Here is a 17,239-nt window from a genome sequence, read left to right as displayed (position 1 = left end):
TCGTGGTGCAGCACGTCGAAGAAGCGCACGCTGAGCGGCACGGCGGCGCTGCCGGGGCCGCCCTGAGAGGAACGCCGCGACGACCTCGACCTCGTCGCCCGCGTCGGCGGCGCGCAGCGCGTCCGCGAGGAGCTCGCGCTTGCGCAGCCGCGATCGCGTCGCGGCGACGGCGGAGTGCGTGGCGACCAGGTCGGCGAGCAGCACCCGACGATCGTCGCACCCGCCTCCGACGCTGTCGCGGCGCCGGCGCCGCCGTGCTGCCCTGGGCGGCACCGCGTGCGCCGCCGCGCCCCGGCTGCGAGCGTGGGGCGATGCGGGCCGACGGGGACGAGGACCAGGGCGAGCTGGGCACGGTCGCGGTGCTCTCGGACGTGCACGGCGTGCTGCCCGTGCTGGAGGCGGTGCTGGCCGAGCCGGACGTGCGGGCGGCGGACGCCGTCGTCGTCACCGGCGACCACGCCGCCGGCCCGCAGCCCGTGGAGGTGCTCGACCGGCTGCGCGCCCTGGGCGACCGGGCCGTGCTGGTGCGGGGCAACGCCGACCGCGAGCTCGTGGCGCACGCCCGCGACGGGAGCGGGCCGGTGCCCGACGCCGTCACGCCGTGGGCGGCGGCGCGGCTGCGGCCCGCCGACGTCGACCTCCTGGCCGGGCTGCCGCACCCCGTCGAGCTGCGCGTGCGCGGGTTCGGCCGGGTGGTCGCGTGCCACGGGACGCCGCGGGACGACGAGGAGGTGGTGCTCGTCGACTCGTCGCTCGAGCGCTGGGCCGACGTGCTGGGCGGGCTCGACGGCGACGTCACCACCGTGCTGTGCGGGCACACGCACATGCCGTTCGTGCGGCTCGTGGACCGGCGGCTGGTGGTGAACCCGGGCAGCGTCGGGATGCCGTACGGCCGCGCGGGCGGGTCGTGGGCGCTGCTGCGCGACGGCCAGGTCGAGCTGCGGCACACGCCGGTGGACGTCGACGCAGCGGTGGAGGCCGTGGTCGCCGGGTCGGCCTTCCCCGGTGCCCGCGCGTGGGCGGACGAGTACCTGCGGTCGGCGGCGAGCGACGCCGACGCGCTGGCCGCGTTCGGCCCGCGGGACGGGCGCGCGGCCCGCCCCGCGGGGGAGGCTCAGAGCTCCTCGTAGACCGCCGGGTCCTGGTCGTTGGTGCGGCCGTCGGGGCGGCCGAGGCCGGTGATCCGGTCCATCTCGTCGGCGGTGAGCTCGAAGGAGAACAGGTCGAGGTTGTCGGCCTGGCGCTCCGGGCTCGACGCCTTGGGGATCGGCACGACGCCGAGCTGCACGTGCCAGCGCAGGATCGCCCGGGCGGGGGAGACGCCGTGCGCGGCCGCCACGGCGGTGACGACGGGGTCGTTCAGCAGCGCGTTCGCCCGCCCGATGGGGCTCCACGCCTCGGTGACGACGCCGCGCGCGGCGTCGGCGGCGCGCTGCTCGGCCTGCGGGAAGTACGGGTGCAGCTCGACCTGGTTCACGACCGGGGTCACGCCGGTGGCCGCGATGACGGCGTCGAGGTGCTCGGGCAGGAAGTTCGACACCCCGACGTGCCGGACCAGACCGCGCTCGCGGCAGTCGACGAGCGCCTGGTACGCCTCGACGTACTTCCCGACCCGCGGGTTGGGCCAGTGGATGAGGTACAGGTCGAGGTGGTCGAGGCCGGTGCGCAGCACGGACTCCTCGACGGTGGCGACGGCCTCGTCGTAGGCGTGTCGGCGGCCGGGCAGCTTGGAGGTGACGAGCAGCTCGTCGCGCGGGACGGACGCGGCGCGCACGGCGCGGCCCACGGCGCCCTCGTTCTCGTAGCTGAACGCGGAGTCGATCAGGCGGTAGCCCGCGTCGATCGCGCGGGCGATCGTGTCGGCGCCGGCCGAGCCCTTGAGCTTGTAGGTGCCGAAGCCGACCGCCGGGATCGTGGTGCCGTCGGCGGCCGTGCGGGTGGGGACCTCGGGCGGGGTGGGGTGGTCGCTCATGCCCCCATTCCACACCCGTCGCCCGGCGCGGCCCCTAGGGTGGCGGCGTGATCACGGTGCCGTCCTCGTTCCGCGCGATGCCGCGCTGGTGGCACGACGACGCCGGCCGCGACTGGCTGGACGACCTGCCCTCGCGGGTGGCCGCGCGGTGCGCGGCCTGGGGCCTCGCCGTCGACGGCGAGCCGGCGCACGGCTCGAACGCGCTGGTCGTGCCGGTGCGCCGGGGCGACGAGCGGCTGGCCCTGCGGCTCACGCCGACGGGGGACGACGTCGCGGCGGAGGTGCGGGCGCTGCGGGTGTGGGCGGGCCGAGGCACGGTGCTGCTGGTCGACGCCGACGAGGAGGAGGGCGCGACGCTCCTGGAGCGGCTGGACGGCGGCCGGTCGCTGGCGGACGTGCCCCTGGACGCCGCGATCGAGGTGCTCGCGGGGCTCACGCGGACTCTCGCTGTGCCCGCCCCCGACGAAGCGCCGTCGACGGCGGGGATCGCCGCAGGACTGACGGAGTCGTTCCCGCGGGAGTGGTCGGCGCTGGGCGAGCCGCTGCCGGCGCCGCAGCTCGACGTCGCGCTCGACCTCGCCGCGGAGCGTGCCGCCGCGCCGGCGTCGGACCTCGCCGCCGACGGCGACCTGCACCACGAGCAGGTGCTGGCGGGCACGCGCGCGCCCTGGCTCGTCGTCGACCCCGTCCTCTGGCGCGGGGACCCGGAGGCCGACCTCGGCCGCGTGCAGTGGACCCGCCTCGACGAGCTGCCCACCGAGGCGGCCGTCGTCGCCGCCTTCGACGCGTTCGTCCGCGCCGCCGGGGTGCCGCGCGACCGGGCGCGCGCCTGGGTGGTGCTCCGCGCGACGTCCTACCTGCTGTGGGGGCTGGCGCGCGGGCTCACCGAGGACCCGGTGCGCTGCCGCCGCCTGCTCGACGTGTTCGCCTGACCGGCCGGGGACGCGGACGGCCCGCCCCCGGTGCGGGGACGGGCCGTGCGGGCTGCCTGCGTCAGGCGGCGTCGGGGTAGGGGACGCCGGTGGTCGCGTGGCAGCGGTAGCCGTGCGGGTTCTTCGCGTCGGACAGGTACTCCTGGTGGTAGTCCTCCGCGTAGTAGAACGGGCCGGCCTCGACGGCCGGGCGCAGCTCGGTGGTGATCGGGTCGTAGCCCTTGGCGGCGAGGACGGCGGAGTAGGTCTCGGCGGTCTCGCGGACGGCCTTCTCCTGCTCCGGGGTGGTCCAGTAGACCGCCGAGCGGTACTGGGTGCCGACGTCGTTGCCCTGCCGGAAGCCCTGCGTCGGGTCGTGCCGCTCCCAGAAGATCTTGAGCAGCTCGGCCTCGGAGACCTTCGTCGGGTCGTAGGCGACGAGCGCGGTCTCGGCGTGCCCGGTGCGCGCCGTGCACACCTCCTCGTACGTCGGGTTGGGCGTGGTGCCGCCCATGTACCCGACGGCCGTGCTCACCACGCCGGGCACCTGCCAGTAGATCTCCTCGGCGCCCCAGAAACAGCCCATCGCCAGGTACAGCACGCGCGTGCCCTCGGGCCACGGGCCGACGATCGAGGTGCCGAGCACCGTGTGCGGGCGGGCGGCGGGCAGCACGGGCGACTCGCGCCCGGGCAGCGCGTCCTCCGGCGCCACCATCGTGCTCTTGCCGGAGCGGCCGAGCAGCTGGTCGAAGATCGAGTTCATCGCGTTACCTCCATTGACCTTCATTGCCCTTCAGGGTCGGGACGCAGAGGTCCCGGTAGGCGCAACGACGTCCGGGGGGCGAGTGTTCCCTCCGGCGCCGGCCGTGGGGGCGAGCCCGGCGACGAGCGCGTCGAGGCCGGCGGCGAACTCGCGGTCCGCCCCGATCGCGGCCACCTGCGCGCCCAGGCGGGCCAACCGGTCGGCGCCGGCCGGGAGGTCCTGGCCGGGCACGATCGCCGTGCGGTCGGGAGTGGCCTGCTCCTCGAGGGTCGCGCCGATGGTGTACCGGGACACGGCGATGTACGCGAGGACGGCGTCGACGCCGGCGAAGCCGTGCCGCTCGAGCAGCTCCACCTGGGCGAGCGCGTTGGCGGGGTTGGGGGCGCGAGGCCCGGTCGACGCGACGAGCCGCGCGCCGTCGCGGACGGCGAGCATCGCCCGCCGCAGGCTGTGCGCGTTGCGGGCGAGGAAGGCCCGCCAGTCCTCGTCCGGCTCCGGGAGGCGCTCCGTGTGCCACCGGTCGAGCACCTCCGCGGCGGCGGCCGCGAGGACCTCCGCCTTGTTGCGGAAGTGGTGGTAGAGCGCGGGCTGCCGCACCCCGAGGCGGGCGGCCACCGCGTGCAGCGAGAGGCCGTCGAGGCCGCGCTCGTCGAGCACCTCGAGCGTCGCGGCGACGATCGCGCGGCGGTCGAGCAGGGGCGGTCGTGGGGGCACGGCGTCACCGTACCGCCCGCCGGCGGGGCGGGCCCGGCAAACTTATCGGTGATAAGTTACGGGTCGACGACCGACACGAAGGAGAGGCCATGACGGACGACGGCTGGAGCGGCACGGTCCGCAAGAAGTCGCGCGGGCTGCTCGACGGGTCCAACCTCTACCGCCGCCTCGAGCTGGAGCTCGACGACGGCACGTCCACCACCGTCCGCGTGGGCAAGGAGCTGTGGCGGCAGGTGGAGGTGGGCGACCGCCTGGTCAAGGACGCCGACGGCGACCCCCGCCCCGCCTGACGGGACGCGCGCGGCCGGGGGCGGCGAGCCGGGGCGGCCGCGACCCCCGGGGGCGGCAGGATGGGCGACGCCCGACCCGTCCCCGAGGAGACGATGCGATGACCACGGACCGGCCCGCGGACCTGCCCGACCAGCTCCTGCTCCCCGATCCGGCCGGGTGGCGCGCGTGGCTCGACGAGCACGAGGGCTCCTGCCCCGACGGCGTGTGGCTGGTGCTCGCGAAGAAGGGCCGCCCGTCGCCCACGACGCTCACCCACGCCACCGCGTTGGAGGAGGCGCTGTGCAGCGGCTGGATCGACGCGCAGATGCGCAGCCTGGGCGCCGACTCGATGCTGCAGCGGTTCTGCCCGCGGCGGCCCCGCAGCCGGTGGTCGGTCCGCAACCAGGAGATCGTCGCCCGCCTCGCCCAGGAGGGGCGGATGCGCCCGCGCGGCCGGGCGGAGATCGACGCGGCGAAGGCGGACGGACGCTGGGAGGCTGCCTACCACGGCTCCGCGCGCGCCGAGGTGCCGGACGACCTCGGTGCGGCGATCGCGGCCAGCCCTGCGGCGGCGGCGATGTTCGAGGTGCTCACGGCGCAGAACCGGTACGCGATCCTGCACCGCCTGGGCGCCCTCAGGACGGCGGAGGCGCGCGAGCGCAACGTCGCGAAGTACGTCGCGATGCTCGAGCGCGGCGAGACCCTCTACCCGCAGAAGCGCCGCCCGGAGGCCTGACCTGTGGACGCGCTGTGAAGATCGAGGCCCGGGCCGGGGCCGTGCGGGGGCGCCCTCGCGCGACGTGCCCGCGCGCCACCTAGGGTTTGCCCGTGAGCTCGGAACGCACCTCCCCCTCCGGCGCGGACGCCGTCCCGCTGAGCATCCGTGCCGCGGCCTCGTGGTCGTGGCGCATCCTCCTGATCGCCGCCGCGGTCGCCGCCTTCCTGTGGCTGCTGGCGACGCTGAAGACGATCGTCGTGCCGGTCGCCATCGCCCTGCTCCTGACGATCCTGCTCGCCCCGGTGCGCCGGGCCCTCGAGCGGTGGGGGCTTCGCAGGGGGCTCGCGACGGCGATCTCGATCGTCGGCCTGATCGTGCTGGTCGGGGCCCTGATCACGCTGGCGGGGACGTCGATCGTCGGGGGCTTCCAGGACCTGGCCGACCAGGCGGTCGCCGGGTTCAAGCAGTTCACGACGTGGCTCGCCGAGGGCCCGCTGCAGCTCGACTCGAAGCAGCTGTCCGAGTACGGCCAGCAGCTGCAGAGCTCGATCGTCGAGAGCTCCGGCCTGGTCTCGGGCGCGCTCGGCGCCGCGACCACCGTGGGGCACGTCCTCGTGGGCGCGCTGATCGCCCTGTTCTGCACGATCTTCTTCCTGCTCGACGGGCGCACCATCTGGACGTGGCTGGTCAACCTGCTGCCGATGCGGGCCCGCGAGCCCGTGCACCAGGCCGGCCGCCGCGGCCTAGTCACCCTGTCCGCGTACGTGCGCACCCAGATCCTCGTGGCGTTCGTCGACGCCGTCGGCATCGGCATCGGGTCGGCGTTCTTCGTCCCGGCCCTCGCGCTGCCGATCGGCATCCTGGTCTTCATCGGCTCGTTCGTGCCGATCATCGGCGCGATCGTCACCGGCGCCATCGCCACCGCCGTGGTCCTGGTCGCCAACGGGTGGATCGCGGCGCTCATCATGCTCGGCATCGTGCTGCTGGTGCAGCAGGCCGAGAGCCACATCCTGCAGCCCTTCCTCATGGGCCACGCGGTGTCCCTGCACCCGGTGGCCGTGGTGCTCGTGGTGGCGGCCGGGAGCCTGGCCGCCGGCATCGTCGGCGCCCTGTTCGCCGTCCCGCTCGCGGCCGTGCTCAACACCGTGCTGCTCTACCTGCACGGGCACGACAAGTTCCCCGAGCTGGGCCACGAGGACCATGTGCCATTGTTGCGTCGACGACCTCAGCTCCCCGGTACCCTGCTCTGGTCGGGACGGGGGTCGTCGCAGGAGGCGGCGGCCACGGGCGGCGCGTCGGACAGCACCATCGACCTGCCCGACGCTCCTGCCTCGCCCGCCTCCGACGCGGGCCCGGCAGGAGAGAACAGGTAAGTGGCAGCACACCCCCCGATCGACCGTGTGACCCTCGACGACGTCCGCACCGCCGCGGCGCTGCTCGACGGCGTCATCACCCGCACGCCGGTGCAGGCGTTCCGCGCGATGAGCGAGGCCGCGGGCGCGCCCGTCGTCCTCAAGTGCGAGAACCTGCAGCGGGCCGGCTCGTTCAAGATCCGCGGCGCGTACACGCGCCTGAGCCGGATGTCGGACGAGGAGAAGGCGCGCGGCGTCGTCGCGGCCAGCGCCGGCAACCACGCGCAGGGCGTCGCGCTCGCGGCCCAGATGCTCGGCATCCACGCCATCGTCTACATGCCCGTCGACGCGTCGGTGCCCAAGCTCGCCGCCACGCGCGGCTACGGCGCCGAGGTGCGCCAGGTCGGCGAGAGCGTCGATGAGGCGCTGGTCGCGGCGCGCGCGGAGGCGGCCCGGTCCGGCCGCACCCTCATCCACCCGTTCGACCACCTGGACGTCGTGACGGGCCAGGGCACGGTGGCCCTCGAGATCCTCGAGCAGGTGCCCGACGTCGGCACGGTCGTCGTGCCGCTGGGCGGCGGCGGCCTCGTGGCCGGCATCGCGACGGTGCTCGCGGAGGCCGCCCCGCACGTGAAGGTCGTGGGCGTGCAGGCCGAGACGGCCGCCGCCTACCCGGAGTCGCTCGCCGCGGGCCGCCCGGTGCCGCTGTCCCTCGGGGCGACGATGGCGGACGGCATCGCCATCGGCACGCCGGGCGACGTGCCCTTCGAGGTGCTGCAGCGCCTCGGCGTGGAGGTGCGCACCGTCTCCGAGGAGGAGATGTCGCGCGCGCTGCTGCTCGTGGCCGAGCGGGGCAAGCTGATCGTCGAGCCGTCCGGCGCCGCGGGCGTGGCGGCCGTCCTCGCCGCCGAGCCGGGCTCCCTGCCCGGCACCATCGTCCCCGTCCTCACGGGCGGCAACATCGACCCGCTGCTGCTGCTGCGCGTCGTCCAGCACGGCCTCGTGGCGGCCGGCCGGTACCTGCAGCTGCGCGTGTGCATCGACGACAGGCCGGGCTCCCTCGCGAGCCTGCTGGACGTCATCGCCGCCGCGGGCGCCAGCATCGTGCAGGTGGAGCACACCCGCACCGACACGTCGCTCACCGTGTCGCAGGTGCTCGTGAACGTGCAGCTCGAGACCAAGGGCCACGAGCACTGCGCCGCCGTCGTGGACCGGCTGCGCGCCGCGGGGTTCGAGGTCGCCTGAGCGTCGCGCGCGGACGCCCGGGGCCCGCTCAGCGCAGGGCGCGGCGGTAGTCGCCCGGAGCGCACCCGCAGATCTGGCGGAACGTGTCGTAGAAGCTGCTCTGCGACGTGAACCCCGCCGCGTGCCCGACCTCCACCGTCGTGGCGTCCGTCGTGATGAGCAGGCGCTGCGCCTCTGCCACCCGGCACCGCGCGATGTACGTGCCGAGGGTGGTGCCCACGACCCGCTTGAACAGCGTCATCGCGTGGCTCGGGCTCAGGTGCACGGCGCGTGCCACGTCGGAGGGCGAGATCGCGGAGCGGTAGTGCTCCGCGACGAACTGGGCCATCGCGGCGGCCCGGGCCGCCGGGCCGGAGTCCCCGGCGCCGTCCTGCGCGTCCGGCCCGCCGCCGGGGTGCGTCGCGGCGGCGTCGGAGCCCAGCAGGCGCCGGACGAACGCCTGGACCTCGAGCATCACGACGGTGGTGTCGCCGCCGGCCGTGACGTCCAGGCGCCAGGTGGCGAACATCGCGTCGACGTCGCGGGCGAGGTCCGCGGCCGGCACGACGACGGGCCGGGCCCGCAACAGCACGGCGACGTGCTCGGTCGGCAGCGCCCAGCCCAGCACCTCCGTGAGGGGGACGTGCACCCACGACACCGCCGTCGGCACCTGCCCCGGGTCCACGAGCTGGTGCGGGGTGCCGCCCCAGAAGAGGGCGACCTCGCCGGCCTCGACCCGCAGCGTCGAGCCGCCGAAGAGGTACTCGAGCCGGCCCGAGTGGACGAGGTTGAGCTCCAGGTCGTCGTGCCGGTGCGGGTGCTCCATCACCGGCGGGGCGCCGTGCCGCACCCAGAGCGCGGCCTCCTCGAGGCGGACGTCGTCGGCGCGGAGTGTCACGGGGTGAGCCTAGGACCTGCCCCGGCGCCCGGTACGTGGACGCGGACGAGGCCGGGCGCGACCTTGCGATTCCACGTTGTACCCGATGGGTTGCCTGGGCTACTGTCCCGTGCGTGCTCATTGGCGAGAACGCTCGGCCCCCGTCGGCGGCGCGCGGCGACTGGCGCTTCCTCTGGCCCTACTTCCGCCGTGAGTCGAGGCGGTTGGGCCTGCTCGGTGGGGTCATGCTCGGCGCGACGGGCGCGACCCTCGCCAGCCCGTTCGTGGTCCGCGAGTTCATCGACGGCGTCACCACCGGCACCCTCGACGTCGCCGGCTCGGCGCGGCTCGTGGTCCTGTTCGGCGTCCTCGGGGTGGCGCGGTACGCGCTGTCGGCGGGGGAGGCCGGGGTCGCCGAGTCCGTGGCGTGGCGTTCGACCAACAGGCTCCGCGAGGACGTGCTGCAGCACGCGATGGACCTCCCGCTGGAGCGCCACCACGACGCGGCCCCGGGCGAGTGGGTCGAGCGCGTGGACGGTGACATCGGCCTGCTGAGCAACCTGTTCTCCCGGTTCGTGATCACGATCGTCGGCGAGGCGCTGATCGTGGTCGGTGTCGTCACGGCGCTGTTCGCCGTCGACTGGCGCGTCGGCCTGCTGTTCCTCGTCTGTCTGCTCGTGGGGCTGGCCGGGCTGCGCTGGGTCGCCGGCTGGGGACGTGACGCCTACCGCGACAGCCGCGGCGCCGTGGCGCGTTTCATGGGATACGTCGAGGAGCGGTTGCGGGGCACGGAGGACCTCCAGGCCCTCGGGGCGGTCGGCCACGCCATGGACGGGCTGAAGGCCAGGCACCGCGGGGTGCTGCGCACCGACCTCCGGGCCGCGCTCGTGGGCAGCAGCCTGGTCTGGGCGTCCGCCTCGCTCTTCACGGCCCTGGTCACGGCGCTCGCCCTGGGCCTGGCCGGGCTCCGGTTCGGCCAGGGGGCGATGACGATCGGCACGGTCTACCTGGTCTTCGCGTTCACCCAGCAGCTCCAGGAGCCCCTGATCCGGCTCTCGCACCAGCTCCAGGACTACCAGCGGGCGATGGCGGGCCTCAGCCGCACCCGCGAGATCCTCGACATGCCCGTGGAGCCCCGCACCGGGACCGCCGTGCTCCCCGCCGGCCCCCGCGACGTCACCCTGGACCGGGTGACGTTCGGCTACACCCCGGGGCACCCCGTCCTCACGGACCTCAGCCTGGAGCTCCCCGCCGGGCGGACGCTCGGGGTGGTCGGCCGCACCGGTGCGGGGAAGTCGACGGTCGCCAAGTTGTTGGCGGGCCTGGTCCGCCCGGACGCCGGGGCGGTCCGCATCGGCGGCGTCGACACCGCGCAGGTGAGCGTCACCGACCTGCGGGCCGCGGTCGCCGTGGTCACGCAGGACGTGTTCCTGCTCGACGCGACCGTGCGCGACAACATCACCCTCATGGACCCGGACGTGAGCGACGGTCGCCTCACCGCGGCGCTGGAGGCGCTCGGGCTGACCGACTGGGTCGGGCGGCTGCCGAGCGGCCTGGACACCCGGGTGAGCGAGCACGTGATGTCCGCGGGGGAGGCGCAGCTCCTCGCGCTGACGCGGGTGCTGATCCACGACCCCTCGCTCGTCGTCCTCGACGAGGCCTCGGCGAGGCTGGACCCCGAGACCGAGCGGCGGCTCGACGCGGCGCTGCGCCCGGCCCTCGCCGGCCGGACGGCCGTGGTCATCGCGCACCGCCTGGCGACCCTCGACTCCGTGGACCTCGTCGCGGTGATCGACGACGGGCGGCTCGTCGAGATCGGCCCGCGCGACCGGCTCTCCGCCGACCGGGGATCGCGCTTCGCGACGATGCTGCAGCAGGGGGGATCGTGAGAGCGCGCCGGGGCCTCGTGCGTCAGGACGTGGGCCGGGTCGGGCTGCTGGCCGGGATGGTCCGGCCCCACCGGGCCCTGTTCGCGGCCGACGTCCTGACGGGGATCGCCTTCTTCCTGTGCGCCGTGGTGCCGGGCCTGGCGCTCCGGGCGTTCCTCGACGCCCTGCCCGGCCAGGCCGCCGGCTGGGCGCTCCCCGTGGCGCCGTTGCTGGCCTACCTCGGCTTCAAGGCCGCCGAGGCCGTCGGCGCGGCCGGCTGGATGGCGGTCGACACCGTGTTCCGGTACCGCATCTACCACGACGTCCGCGTGCGGCTCACCGAGCGGCTGCTGCGCCGCCCGGGCGCGCTGCCGCCGCCCGTGCCGACGGGCGACATCCTGTCCCGCTACCGGGACGACACCGTCGAGGTCGCCGAGGTGCTGGGCAAGCGGGGCATCCAGCTGGTCTCGTCGTCGGTCGTGACGAGCGCGGTCACCTTCGGCGTGCTGTTCACGATCAGCCTGAGGACCACCCTGCTCGCGGTGCTGCCGACCCTGGGCATCGCGGTGATCGCCTTCCTGGCCAGCCGGCGGATCAAGGAGCTGCAGCACCACACCCGCCAGACGGCGGGAGACGTCTCCGCCTTCCTCCGCGACTGCTTCGCGGGCATCGAGGCCATCAAGGTCAACGACGCCGGACGTCACGTCGTCGAACGCGTGCGCCAGGTGAACGACCGGCGACGCCACGCGGCCGTGCTCAACGAGGTGTTCGGCGGTGTCCTGGCGTCGAGCCAGAGCATCGTCGTCCTCCTCGGCACCTCCCTGGTGATGTGGACCTCGGCCGCGGGGATCCGGGACGGCAGCTTCAGCGTGGGCGACTTCGCGTACTTCATCTACGCGCTGGGGACGTTCGGCACCCTCGTCAACGCCGTCGGCCAGTTCGTCAGCCGGTTCCAGCGCTTCAGCGTGACCGAGGAGCGCCTGCGGGAGATCCTCCCCGGTCGCCGGCTGCGCGACCTCACCGTGCCGACACCGGACCTTCCCGCGCCCACCGAGGTCGCCGGGCGCGCCCCGGCGCCGCGGGACCCCGGCGGGGTCGACGTCGGGGCACCCGTCCTCGAGGTCACCGGCCTCCGCTACGCGCACCCCGGCGGGCAGCCCGGGGTCCGGGACTTCGACCTCACGGCCCGGGCGGGCGAGCTGGTGGTCGTCGCCGGCCCGGTCGGCGTCGGGAAGACGACCCTGCTGCGCGCGATCCAGGGCACCCTGCCGCGCTCCGCCGGCAGCGTGGCGGTGCGGGGCTGGACCCTGCCGCCGGGCGTGGCGATGGCCCCGCCCCTGATGTCGCTCACGCCGCAGGCGCCGCACGTCTTCAGCGACTCGCTCGCGAGCAACGTGCTCCTCGGTGGATCGCCGTCCCTGCTCGCGGACGTGCTCGCCGCCAGCACCCTGGACCACGACGTCGACCGCATCCCCGAGGGCACGGAGGCCGGGATCGGGCCCCAGGGGCACCGCCTGTCCGGCGGGCAGCTGCACCGGCTCGCCGCCGCCCGGATGCTGGCGCACCGCGCGGACGTCATGCTCGTCGACGACCTGTCGGCCTCCCTCGACGTCGACACCGAACGGCGCCTCCTGGAGAACCTGCTGGCGAGCTCCCGGGACAGCGTGCTGATCGTGGTGAGCAACCGCAGGCCCATCCGGGACCTGGCCCACCAGACGTACGACCTGGTCGGCCACTAGGCCGCCGTTCGTGGGGCCGACCAAAGGATCCCGGAAAATGGGGCGACCGATCCGGAAGATCGACCGCCATCCTCGGGCCTAGCGTCGCTGCATGGCTCATTCCCCGAAGATCACCATCGTCGGTGCCGGCGGCTTCGTCTTCCCGTTCCGCCTCATCGGAGACCTGCTCAGCTTCCCCGCCCTGCGCGACGCGACGCTGTGTCTCATGGACCTCGACGCGGGCCGCCTGGACCGCGTGGCGAGCGCGGCCCGCGAGCTCGTGGACCACCACGGCCTGGCGACCGACGTGCGGCAGACCACCGACCGCCGCGAGGCGCTCGACGGCGCGGACTTCGTCATCATCACGTTCCAGGTGGGCGGCGTGGAGTCCTACCGGCACGACGTCGAGATCCCGCGCCGCTACGGCGTCGACCAGACGGTGGGCGACACCGTGGGCCCCGGCGGGGTGTTCCGCTTCCTGCGCTCGGTGCGCGCCTACCAGGACATCGCGGCCGACGCGCTCGAGCTGTGCCCGGACGCCCTGTTCATCAACTACGCCAACCCGATGGCGATGGCGACGGGGTACCTCAACGCGCTCGGCCTGCGCACCGTGGGCCTGTGCCACAGCGTCCAGGGCACCACCCGGATGCTCGCCCGCACCCTGGGCGTCCCGTACGACGAGGTGTCCTACCGGTGCGCCGGCATCAACCACCAGGCGTGGGTGCTCGACTTCCGCCGCGGGGACGAGGACCTCTACCCGCGGCTGCGGGAGGTCATGGCCGACCGGCACCGCCGCGGCCGCGCCGCCGCCGACCTGCTGACCGACGACGGCGACCACTCCGACGAGGCGCTCGCCGCGAGCACCTACGAGGGCGGTAACGAGCAGGTCCGCACCACGCTGATGAACCACTTCGGCTACTTCGAGACGGAGTCCAGCCACCACGCGTCGGAGTACGTGCCGTGGTTCCGCAAGGACGCCGAGACGACCCTCGAGTACATCCCGGAGCGCTGGGACTACTACGAGATCTGCTCCGCGCACGACGAGCAGGGCGACGTGGACGACCAGCTCGAGCGGCTCAAGGCCGACCTCAGCCCGTCGGTCGAGTACGGGGCGTCGATCGTCAACGCCGTCGTGACCGGGGTGCCGGCCGTCGTCTACGGCAACGTGCCGAACGCGGGCCGGGTGATCACGAACCTGCCCGACGACGCGTGCGTCGAGGTGGCGTGCCTGGTGGACGCGAACGGGGTGCAGCCCACGTCCTTCGGCGAGCTGCCGCCGCAGCTCGCGGCGATCAACCGCACCAACGTCAACGTCCAGACGCTGGCCGTGCGCGCCGCGCTCACCGGCGACGTCGAGCACGTGCACCACGCCGTCGCGATGGACCCGCTGACGTCGGCGCACTGCACGCTGGAGCAGATCCGGGCCATGACGGGCGAGCTGCTGGAGGCGCACGCCGCGCTGCTCCCGGCCGCCCTGCGGCCCGCGGCGTCGCCGCCGGCGGACGCGGTGGACCGGGACCCCGCCCTCGCGCTCTAGGCGCGCACGGTGCCCCGGGCGACGACGCCCGGGGCACCGACGGCGGGGCCGCGCACCGCGCCGTCCCGACGTCTCGACGACCCTCGACGAAGAGGAGACGACATGCCGACCCCTGTGCGCGGGCTGTCGCGCCGGAGCTTCCTGGCGGTGGCCGGGATCAGTGTGGCGGGTGCGCTCGCCGCCTGCTCCGGCGCCCCCACCGGCACCAAGCACCTGCGCCTGTCCTCGTGGAACATCCCCCTGGACCTGGCGTCGTACCAGGCGATCGCCGACGAGTTCGTGGCGGCGCACCCCGGCACCAGCGTCGCGGTGGAGGTCACCACCGGCCAGTTCCACCAGTGGTTCATCACGCGCCTGGCGGCCGACCTCGCGCCCGACATCATCCGCATCACCCCGCAGCAGATCGGCCGGTACGCCGCCAACGGCAGCCTGGTCGACCTCACGGGCGCCGTGCCGGCGGAGTACGAGGACGACTACTCGACGCCGTTCTGGGCGATCGGCGCCAAGGCCGACGGCCTGTTCGGCGTCTTCCAGCACACGGACAACTTCATCACCTACTACGACAAGCGGGTGATCGAGCAGATCGGCGTGGACGTGCCGCAGACCCTCGACGAGGCGTGGCACTGGGACGAGTTCCTCGAGATCGCGCGCGAGGCGCAGCGGATCACCGGCCGCTACGGCTTCGGCTACGGCTGGAGCGGCCCCGAGACCGCCTACCGCTGGATGCCCGTCGTCTACCAGAACGGCGGCGCCTTCCTCGGGGAGGACGGCGCGACGCCGAGCATGGACACCGACGCCGCCGTCGGCGCCCTCGACTTCGGCCGGCGCTGGTACGCCGACGGCCTGACGTCGCCGGCGAACATGAGCAAGTCGGGCGGCGGCGCCGTCGGGCGCGACCTCTTCGCCACCGGCCAGGCGGGCCTGCTGCTCGACAATCCGGAGGCGATCGCGGCCCTCGACGAGGCGCGCCCCGACGAGTGGGGCACCACCTACATGATCCGCAACGGCGGCGAGGCCTCCGACCTCGGCGGCAACGCGCTGGCGGTGACGAGGTCCAGCAAGCACCCCGAGCTGGCCGCCGAGCTCGTCGCCTTCGTCACCAGCCGCACCAACGTCGCGGAGTTCTGCCGGCGCGGCAACTGGCTGCCCGCCCGGTCCTCGCTGGACGCGGCCGACATCGGCTACGAGCGGCACTCCGACACCATGCAGCAGTTCATCGACCAGGCCACGACCATCCCGCTGTCGATGGTGCGGGCCCAGTCCGGCCCGTACTTCAGCTCGCTCAACTCGGTGTTCGCGGACTACCTCGACCTGTGCTTCCTCGGCGAGCTCAGCCCCGCCGAGTGCGGCGCCCAGATGACGGAGGCGATGCGCAGTGTCACCACGCGGTGAGACCCTCACGGCCGCCGGGCAGGCGGCAACCCGCCCGGCGACCGCCGGCCCGGCGCCGGACGACCCCGCGCCGGACGACCCCGCGCGGGCGGGGTCGAGGACGGACGGGACCAGGTCCCGCCGTCGACGTCGCTGGGCGCCGTACCTGTTCGTCGGCCCGGCCGGGCTGCTGTTCCTCGCGTTCTCGCTGGTGCCCGTCGTCATCGCGGTCGCGCTGTCCTTCCAGGACACGGCCACGCTCGGCGACGGCGCCTGGGTGGGCGCGGACAACTACGCGACGATGCTCGGCGACCCGCTGCTGCGCACGGCGCTGCTCAACACCCTGGTCTTCACGGTCGGCACGGTGCCCACGGCCATGGCGATCGGGCTCGCGCTCGCCGTCGCGCTCAACCGGCCGCTGCCGGGCCGCGGCCTGCTGCGCGCCCTGTTCTTCGTGCCGATGGTCGCGGCCGGCGTCGTGGTCGGCGTGATCATGTCCTGGATCTTCAACCCCGACTACGGCGTGGCCAACAACGCGCTCCGTGCGGTCGGGCTCGACGGGCTGCCGTGGCTGACGTCGCCGCGCACCGCGATGGTCACGCTCGTCCTCGTGGTGGTGTGGACCCGCATCGGGTTCTGCATGATCATCTACCTCGGCGCGCTGCAGTCCGTCCCGTCGGAGCTGCGCGAGGCCGCCGCCATCGACGGCGCGAGCCGCTGGCAGCGGTTCCGGCGGCTCACCGTGCCCCTGCTCGCCCCCACCACGTCGATCCTGCTCATCCTCAACGTGGTGTTCTCGCTGCAGGCCTTCGACGTCATCTACGTGATGACCGGCGGCGGCCCCGGCTTCTCCACGACCGTCCTCATCCAGTACGTGTTCCGGTCGGCGTTCGCCGACGCCCGCATGGGCTATGCGGCGGCGCTCGGCCTCCTGCTCGTGCTGATCCTGCTGGTGTTCACGCTGCTGCGGCAGCGGGCGACGACGAAGGCCGAGGAGCTCCTGTGACCGTCGACGTGCACCCCACCCCCCTCCCCGCCGCCCCCGTGCGCGCCGGCCGGTCGACCCGGGAGCGCCGCTCGCTGCGCCGCCGCTGGCTGCTCACCGCGGGCCTCACCGCCGTCGCGATCCTCGTCGTCTTCCCGCTGTACTGGATGGTGGTCTCGGCCCTCACCCCGGGCGGCCAGTCGCAGAGCAGCGCGTTCTACCTCTGGCCCGACGCGCCGACGACGGCGAACTTCACCGAGGTCTTCGCGCAGCAGCCGGTCTGGCGCTGGCTGGGCAACTCGTTCCTCGTCGCGACCGTGGGCACCGCGCTGTCCGTGTGCGTGTCCCTCGGGGCCGGGTACGCGCTGGCGAAGTACCGCTTCCGCGGCCGCGGGCTGCTCTACGCCCTGTTCCTCGTGACGATCATGATCCCCATCCAGGTGACCCTGGTGCCCGCGTTCCTCGTCGTCGCGCGGCTCGGTCTCGTCGACTCCCCGTGGGCGGTGATCCTGCCGACGCTGTTCGACGTCGTCGGCATCTTCATCGCGCGCCAGTTCATGCTGGGCGTCCCCGACGCCCTCATCGAGGCGGCACGGCTCGACGGCGCCGGGGAGCTGCGGACCTTCTTCCGGGTGGTGCTGCCCACCTGCGGGCCTCTCGTGGGCGTGCTCGTCATCCTCGGCTTCATGAACCGGTGGAACGACTTCCTGTGGCCGTTGGTCGTGCTGCAGGGCAACGAGAGCCTCACCGTCCCGGTCGGCCTGTCGACCCTGACGAACAACCCGGCGTTCAGCTCGCCCTGGGGCGCCGTGATGGCCGTCGCCACCGTCGCCGTCGTGCCGCTGCTCGTCGTGTTCCTCGTCTTCCAGCGCACCTTCGTCCAGGGCATCGCGAGCACGGGCATCAAGTAGGGCGGAAGAATCTCGCGACAGGTGTCTGTCCGGGCCCGCCCCGTTCGT

General features: G+C 74.2%; 16 protein-coding genes and 1 pseudogene. 12 read left to right on the top strand and 5 right to left on the bottom strand.

What is annotated here, in order from left to right; translation table 11 throughout:
* Positions 1 to 204 (bottom strand): annotated as a pseudogene (locus ACFU5J_RS15340) (hypothetical protein); the annotation flags it as partial.
* Between the two features lie 107 nt (positions 205 to 311).
* Between ACFU5J_RS15340 and ACFU5J_RS15335 the strand changes: the two are divergent.
* Entirely contained in the window at positions 312 to 1,130 is an 819-nt protein-coding gene (locus ACFU5J_RS15335) for a metallophosphoesterase family protein (RefSeq protein ID WP_430579289.1), read from the top strand.
* Here the strand turns inward: ACFU5J_RS15335 and ACFU5J_RS15330 are convergent.
* On the bottom strand, positions 1,115 to 1,972 hold the full coding sequence (locus ACFU5J_RS15330) for an aldo/keto reductase (RefSeq protein ID WP_430579288.1): 858 nt from the start codon (positions 1,970 to 1,972) through the stop codon (positions 1,115 to 1,117). The genes ACFU5J_RS15335 and ACFU5J_RS15330 overlap by 16 nt on opposite strands.
* A gap of 47 nt (positions 1,973 to 2,019) precedes the next feature.
* On the opposite strand from ACFU5J_RS15330, the gene ACFU5J_RS15325 reads away from it, so the two are divergent.
* On the top strand, positions 2,020 to 2,904 hold the full coding sequence (locus ACFU5J_RS15325; RefSeq protein ID WP_430579287.1) for an aminoglycoside phosphotransferase family protein: 885 nt from the start codon (positions 2,020 to 2,022) through the stop codon (positions 2,902 to 2,904).
* Between the two features lie 61 nt (positions 2,905 to 2,965).
* Here ACFU5J_RS15325 and msrA read toward each other — a convergent pair whose 3' ends face one another.
* Complete coding sequence (gene msrA / locus ACFU5J_RS15320; protein WP_430579286.1) at positions 2,966 to 3,646, bottom strand: peptide-methionine (S)-S-oxide reductase MsrA; 681 nt, start codon at positions 3,644 to 3,646, stop codon at positions 2,966 to 2,968.
* 30 nt (positions 3,647 to 3,676) lie between these two features.
* On the bottom strand, positions 3,677 to 4,360 hold the full coding sequence (locus tag ACFU5J_RS15315) for a TetR/AcrR family transcriptional regulator C-terminal domain-containing protein (protein WP_430577070.1): 684 nt from the start codon (positions 4,358 to 4,360) through the stop codon (positions 3,677 to 3,679).
* A gap of 89 nt (positions 4,361 to 4,449) precedes the next feature.
* Between ACFU5J_RS15315 and ACFU5J_RS15310 the strand changes: the two genes are divergently transcribed.
* The 4 genes from ACFU5J_RS15310 to ilvA all read left to right on the top strand — a co-directional run bounded on the left by ACFU5J_RS15310 (position 4,450) and on the right by ilvA (position 7,945).
* The gene (locus ACFU5J_RS15310) at positions 4,450 to 4,650 is read left to right on the top strand and encodes a hypothetical protein (protein ID WP_430579285.1); all 201 of its coding nucleotides are present in this window, start codon (positions 4,450 to 4,452) and stop codon (positions 4,648 to 4,650) included.
* Positions 4,651 to 4,748: 98 nt separating this feature from the next.
* The gene (locus ACFU5J_RS15305) at positions 4,749 to 5,366 is read left to right on the top strand and encodes a YdeI family protein (protein WP_430579284.1); all 618 of its coding nucleotides are present in this window, start codon (positions 4,749 to 4,751) and stop codon (positions 5,364 to 5,366) included.
* Positions 5,367 to 5,458: 92 nt separating this feature from the next.
* Positions 5,459 to 6,721, top strand: a complete 1,263-nt coding sequence (locus ACFU5J_RS15300) for an AI-2E family transporter (protein ID WP_430577073.1) — start codon at positions 5,459 to 5,461, stop codon at positions 6,719 to 6,721.
* Positions 6,722 to 7,945 (top strand): threonine ammonia-lyase, encoded by a 1,224-nt coding sequence (ilvA, locus tag ACFU5J_RS15295; RefSeq protein ID WP_430579283.1) that lies wholly within the window; start codon positions 6,722 to 6,724, stop codon positions 7,943 to 7,945. It begins immediately after the preceding gene.
* 28 nt (positions 7,946 to 7,973) lie between these two features.
* Here the strand turns inward: ilvA and ACFU5J_RS15290 are convergent, their stop codons facing one another.
* Positions 7,974 to 8,822, bottom strand: a complete 849-nt coding sequence (locus ACFU5J_RS15290; protein WP_430579282.1) for a helix-turn-helix domain-containing protein — start codon at positions 8,820 to 8,822, stop codon at positions 7,974 to 7,976.
* Positions 8,823 to 9,046: 224 nt separating this feature from the next.
* On the opposite strand from ACFU5J_RS15290, the gene ACFU5J_RS15285 reads away from it, so the two are divergent.
* The 6 genes from ACFU5J_RS15285 to ACFU5J_RS15260 all read left to right on the top strand — a co-directional run bounded on the left by ACFU5J_RS15285 (position 9,047) and on the right by ACFU5J_RS15260 (position 17,191).
* Positions 9,047 to 10,690: an ABC transporter ATP-binding protein gene (locus ACFU5J_RS15285; RefSeq protein WP_430579281.1), complete on the top strand. Its 1,644-nt coding sequence runs from the start codon at positions 9,047 to 9,049 to the stop codon at positions 10,688 to 10,690.
* Complete coding sequence (locus ACFU5J_RS15280; RefSeq protein ID WP_430579280.1) at positions 10,687 to 12,408, top strand: ABC transporter transmembrane domain-containing protein; 1,722 nt, start codon at positions 10,687 to 10,689, stop codon at positions 12,406 to 12,408. The genes ACFU5J_RS15285 and ACFU5J_RS15280 overlap by 4 nt, the downstream gene beginning before the upstream one ends.
* Positions 12,409 to 12,499: 91 nt before the next feature.
* Positions 12,500 to 13,924: an alpha-galactosidase gene (melA, locus tag ACFU5J_RS15275; protein WP_430579279.1), complete on the top strand. Its 1,425-nt coding sequence runs from the start codon at positions 12,500 to 12,502 to the stop codon at positions 13,922 to 13,924.
* 102 nt (positions 13,925 to 14,026) lie between these two features.
* Positions 14,027 to 15,316, top strand: coding sequence for an ABC transporter substrate-binding protein (locus tag ACFU5J_RS15270; RefSeq protein WP_430579278.1), 1,290 nt, complete (start codon positions 14,027 to 14,029; stop codon positions 15,314 to 15,316).
* Complete coding sequence (locus ACFU5J_RS15265; protein WP_430579277.1) at positions 15,300 to 16,301, top strand: carbohydrate ABC transporter permease; 1,002 nt, start codon at positions 15,300 to 15,302, stop codon at positions 16,299 to 16,301. The genes ACFU5J_RS15270 and ACFU5J_RS15265 overlap by 17 nt, the downstream gene beginning before the upstream one ends.
* Positions 16,298 to 17,191, top strand: coding sequence for a carbohydrate ABC transporter permease (locus ACFU5J_RS15260; protein WP_430577079.1), 894 nt, complete (start codon positions 16,298 to 16,300; stop codon positions 17,189 to 17,191). The genes ACFU5J_RS15265 and ACFU5J_RS15260 overlap by 4 nt, the downstream gene beginning before the upstream one ends.
* Positions 17,192 to 17,239 lie beyond the last annotated feature (48 nt).

Origin of the sequence: Isoptericola sp. NPDC057559, from assembly GCF_042801555.1 — a bacterium.
In the GTDB taxonomy this organism is placed as follows: domain Bacteria; phylum Actinomycetota; class Actinomycetes; order Actinomycetales; family Cellulomonadaceae; genus Isoptericola.
This window is presented reverse-complemented; position numbering and strand designations above follow the sequence as displayed.

Bases quoted from the DNA above. Each gene is read 5' to 3' on its own strand.
- ACFU5J_RS15285 (WP_430579281.1), top strand. From the start codon at position 9,047: ATGCTCGGCGCGACGGGCGCGACCCTCGCCAGCCCGTTCGTGGTCCGC.
- ACFU5J_RS15330 (WP_430579288.1), bottom strand. From the start codon at position 1,972: ATGAGCGACCACCCCACCCCGCCCGAGGTCCCCACCCGCACGGCCGCC.
- ACFU5J_RS15270 (WP_430579278.1), top strand. From the start codon at position 14,027: ATGCCGACCCCTGTGCGCGGGCTGTCGCGCCGGAGCTTCCTGGCGGTG.
- ACFU5J_RS15335 (WP_430579289.1), top strand. From the start codon at position 312: ATGCGGGCCGACGGGGACGAGGACCAGGGCGAGCTGGGCACGGTCGCG.
- ACFU5J_RS15310 (WP_430579285.1), top strand. From the start codon at position 4,450: ATGACGGACGACGGCTGGAGCGGCACGGTCCGCAAGAAGTCGCGCGGG.
- msrA (WP_430579286.1), bottom strand. From the start codon at position 3,646: ATGAACTCGATCTTCGACCAGCTGCTCGGCCGCTCCGGCAAGAGCACG.
- ACFU5J_RS15305 (WP_430579284.1), top strand. From the start codon at position 4,749: ATGACCACGGACCGGCCCGCGGACCTGCCCGACCAGCTCCTGCTCCCC.
- melA (WP_430579279.1), top strand. From the start codon at position 12,500: ATGGCTCATTCCCCGAAGATCACCATCGTCGGTGCCGGCGGCTTCGTC.